Raw genomic sequence first — 4,420 nt, forward strand, 5'->3', positions numbered from 1 at the left:
CATGCCCCCATACTGCTTGCAAACAACAACGTAACTGAGCAAAACTTTAACCGACGACTCTGCCTATAGCTGGAGGAACTCTGGGGCTCAGGTCATCAGCTGAGAGAATCTTACTCTCTAGTTTAGCCTTAACATAATCGGTGCTGGCCATTTTGGCGTCAAACTGGCTATACGAGTCAGTTGTTTCAGTCATTCTTCCCCCCTAAAAAACTTGATTAGTTAGACGCCTGCAGCGCTATCATCTGGTTGATGATCAACGGAATCGCTTGTTCCTTCGTAATCCCGCTAGGTATTGCGTCACTATAAAGAGCACTCAAAAACAAGCGGTCCATCGGAAATAATTCCGATCGACTGCGGTCTTTTGGCGTTAATGCAAAATGGCTCTCACGGAACTTAATGACCCGGTGACCGCCTGTCAGACCGAGCAAAATAGATCGAAGGATAATGGCATCCTCAGAAAAGCCATTGTTTTCTGAAAAGCTTGGTACTGTCAGCGTGGCCGAGGCAAGCACATCCCCGTTTTCCTGAACAATGGTACTCGCCAAAACCTGTTTTTCTTTATCATCTGCTCTAACCAACATTTTTTGGATAAGCGGATCATCTGGATGAATCAGAGGAAAATGCATCTGCCGTAGATACAAAGAGTCTGAAACATTCTGATATTGGTCAGTAAACGTGATGAAGAAGTTTGCCCCTTGGACCTTATTACCTTGAGACATTTTGATGTCTAACGGCAACATATCAGTAACTTTATGAAGAAGATTGGAGGTTCTCTCCACGCCCTTGGGACCAACACCGTCCACAACAAACACTATTTTGCTAGTCCAGCGTACATAGCCATCATGTTTGCGAAATCTGGGGGAATTCACTGCGACAGTTCCGTTACGGCGATAAAGCTCGGTTACAAAATTTGTTATTTCAGCCTTTGAAAATCGCCTATTGTCTGAAAGCTCATCAGCTTGCGCAAAAGCTGGTAGAAATAATATCCATAGGAAGATTGCTATGCGGCTAAGTAACTGTCTCATTGTTCAATTCCAGTTGGGCTGTCTTATCCTTCAACCACACTTCTCACCCCATCAGCCCCTGTGCTATGGAATTTGAAGCTCTTGTCCTGGAAAACCACCTTCTTCATGTCAGCCAGCATGTGTGGCGCCTTGCCGCCCATCAGGTCGACCACGTCGACCACCCACAACCGGTCGCCTGATTTCCAATCCTGTGGCGCCAGCCTGGTGGCGCCGCTTTCCAGGCGTTTCTCCACCTCTTCACTGACGCTCGCCCACAGCACCAGGCCCGCCGGCTTGCCATTGTCGTCGCGGTAGATGCGGAACTGGTTCAGCATCACCGGGGTCATCACCAGCCATTCCAGATCGGCCAGGAAGAAATAACGGTGGGTCGGGCTCATCGACATCATCCAGGAAATCTCGCCCAGAACCTGGGAGATGGTCATCTGCGGCTGGCCCTCGCCCGTATTGGCCGCGGCAGCCGCCTGTTCCGCCGCTTTGGCCTGCGCCTCCTCGATGCCGCGCATCAGCGCCGCTTCATCCAGCTTGCCGGCCGCTTCCAGCTTATCCGCCAGGTCGGATGCCCCGCCCACCATCTGTGATTTCGGCGCCAATTCCGCCATCCGCTTTTCCGCTGCCGACTGACCGGCCTTTTTCGGATCGGCCTTCTTCGCTTTCGATTTTTTCGCCATGGCTCAATTCCCTCACTCAAATGATCAAACAAATATGTACGCGCACGCACCCGCACAGCCGCCCGCAACGAGGCAGCCGACGCCGGGGAGGTTACCCCAAGGCACCATCCGTGGCTAATTCCCAAAAATGTTGAAAAGATGTCCGGACAAGGAAAACACCGCCCGCGTTGCCAACACGCGCACGCTTCCCTTCAAGGATCATCTCAATTGGTAATTCATCTTCCCCGCTTCAAAGGCCGGCACAGCCCTGTCTGCCCCACCGGCAAGTCCACCCAATATCCGGACGGCACCCCTGCCATCCGCCCCAAAGCCCCGCCGGAACCGCCATATAAGCCAACCCGCGATTCCAGCGAACGATAAGAAGACTAATCAGAACCGATTCGCGAGGCAACCGGAAAATTAAAATTTGGTTAAAATTTGAGGAATGGTCATTTGTGCAGTGACAGAGAACGTGTTTTCCCGGAACACCGCAGATCAATGGCTTAACCGAAATCAGCGACAGATAACCTGATCTGAAATGACAGATAAGCTGCGTCCGTTGACCCGGAACGACACATAAGATAGATCCGGAAGAAACAGCCCCGGCAGATCTCTCTGCCGGGGCTTCATCCTTTTAGGCCTTGATCAAGGCTGCTGCCAATGGGCCAGCGCCGTGGTTAGATCCTGATCATCGGTCGGGGCCGATCCCAGACTCTCCACATCATTGCCAGGCTGGCCCGCCCAGGCAGACATGGCATCCACCAGGCCCTGGACGTTTACAGCACTCAGGCTGCTGCCATCAGCCAGCTGGATTTCGCCAAACTGCTGGGAACCGCCGAACCAATCCTCAAGGGTGATGCTGTCTGTTGTACCCAGCAGGCGGGCAGCCAGATCATCCCCCTCCTGGCTGAACCATATCTCATTGGCATCCACATCCGCACCGAAGACAAGTTTATCATCGCCACCAGCATCAACGATCCGGTCCTGACCATCGCCAAAGCCAAACTGGAAGCTGTCCGCCCCGGCCCCGCCAATGAGCGTGTCATTTCCTGCCCCGCCGATCAGCGTATCATCGCCGTCATTGCCATAGAGAATGTCATCGCCATTATCGCCCAGCAGGGTGTCATTGCCGGCATCACCTTCCAGATGGTCCGCTTCTTCGCCGCCGGAAAGATAATCCGCGCCGTCCCCACCATAAAGGGTATCAAGCCCGGCACCGCCGGACAGGCTGTCATCACCATCATCGCCGTTCAGGCGGTCGTTGCCGGTCCAGCCTACCAGGATGTCATCATCATGCCCGCCATGCAGGACATCATGCCCCTCGCCACCGGCAAGGCTGTCCTGGCCGCGGCCGCCAGACAGGACATCGTCCTCAGAGCCGCCATCCAGATGATCATTGCCATCCCCGCCTTGCAGCAGATCCTGGCCCGCCCCACCAAACAGGGTGTCATCACCGATACCGCCGGTGAGGCTGTCTTGGCCATCCCCGCCATCGAGCAGGTCATCGCCAAGACCGCCGTCAATGACGTTATCAAGGTTATCACCATGCAGAACATCATTGCCATCGGTGCCAATGACGATTTCGGCCGGCGCATCCGGCCCCGCGCCGGTGACAGAGGTTACTGTCCCATTGACGGCAAAATCATGGCCATTGCCAGATTGATCCGTCCCGGTAGACGGATCCGGCAGGAAGAAGCCGCTGGTACCATAATCCAGATTTCCATCCACCCTGGGCCTCCAGCCCCCGTCTACGGAAGAACCGAACGCATCCGGGGACAGCGCCTGGCCATCCACAAACTGCAGGTTATCCATCGCGCCATCGAAATAGTTGCCATAGAGGTTGAGCGGCGCTTCTGCGCCAAACAGCATCTGATAGTCGGAGTTGACCGACAGGCCCGCATAATCCTGCGGCGGATAAACCGTGCCATATTGAGCATCCGCAAAGCCGGTCACCTGACTGTCATTCACAAAAAGGCGCATACGATCACTCGCGACCGCCTGGCTGGAATCATAGGACAGCACGATATGATAATAATCATCCGTGGACTGATATTGGTCCGTGGTTACCGTCCAAAGCTTGCTGGCAGAACCTTCTGTCACCTGCAAATGATCATTCGCATCAAAACGCAGATGGAAGGCACCGGCCTGGGCATTGGAGCCCACCTGGAGGATCTCCTGCTGGCTGCCGATGGAATCACGCTTGACCCAAACAGACATAGTCCATTTTGTACGATCGCCTTCCATATCCGTATCCCGGACCAAATGGCCGCTGCTGCCATCGAAAGAAGCCGCCTGACCCAACGGCTGGGTTCCGAGGTCAAGATGCACTTCGGCCTGAGAACTCAGCCCCGCGCTGTCCGTCGCCTTCCATGTAAAACTGTCCGACTGGCCCTGATCTACGGCTGGCGTGTAGGTGTAATTACCATCCTGGTCGAAGGAGACGGTGGCACCGCTCGCAAGCGTGTAAACGCCGGTTTGCGCATCAAACGCCTTATAGCCGACCACCTCATAGGTCAGTGTATCGCCGCTATCCGCGTCAGACGCGCTCAGTTTGTGGTTGACCCCGTCCCAGCTGTTCAGAACAACCTTCGCATCAACCGCCTGCGGTCCACTGTTGGCGGCCGTCAGGTCAATATCCGCACCAGCCGCAAACTCCAGTGTCTCGACACCCGTGACCGTATCCGTCGAACCGGCGGCATCGGTGATGGCATAAGAGCCATCGCCCTGATCCTGGATCACATAGTCGCC

Annotated in this window: 3 protein-coding genes; all 3 read right to left on the reverse strand. The window is 54.9% G+C overall.

Annotation, left to right across the window (positions count from 1 at the left end; all coding sequences use genetic code 11):
- Positions 1 to 215: 215 nt before the first annotated feature.
- On the reverse strand, positions 216 to 1,025 hold the full coding sequence (locus DFP90_RS22405) for a hypothetical protein (RefSeq protein WP_115939693.1): 810 nt from the start codon (positions 1,023 to 1,025) through the stop codon (positions 216 to 218).
- A gap of 23 nt (positions 1,026 to 1,048) precedes the next feature.
- A complete protein-coding gene (locus tag DFP90_RS22410) occupies positions 1,049 to 1,693 on the reverse strand; it encodes a toxin-activating lysine-acyltransferase (RefSeq protein WP_218044779.1) in 645 nt (214 codons plus the stop codon).
- Positions 1,694 to 2,317: 624 nt separating this feature from the next.
- Positions 2,318 to 4,420: LamG-like jellyroll fold domain-containing protein (locus DFP90_RS22415; RefSeq protein WP_115939694.1), on the reverse strand; the 2,103-nt coding region annotated here is incomplete at its 5' end.

The organism is Aestuariispira insulae (assembly GCF_003385955.1).
GTDB lineage: Bacteria > Pseudomonadota > Alphaproteobacteria > UBA8366 > Aestuariispiraceae > Aestuariispira > Aestuariispira insulae.

What these genes read in the sequence shown, in the direction of transcription:
- DFP90_RS22405 (WP_115939693.1), bottom strand. Translation starts at nt 1,025, where the DNA reads ATGAGACAGTTACTTAGCCGCATAGCAATCTTCCTATGGATATTATTT.
- DFP90_RS22410 (WP_218044779.1), bottom strand. Translation starts at nt 1,693, where the DNA reads ATGGCGAAAAAATCGAAAGCGAAGAAGGCCGATCCGAAAAAGGCCGGT.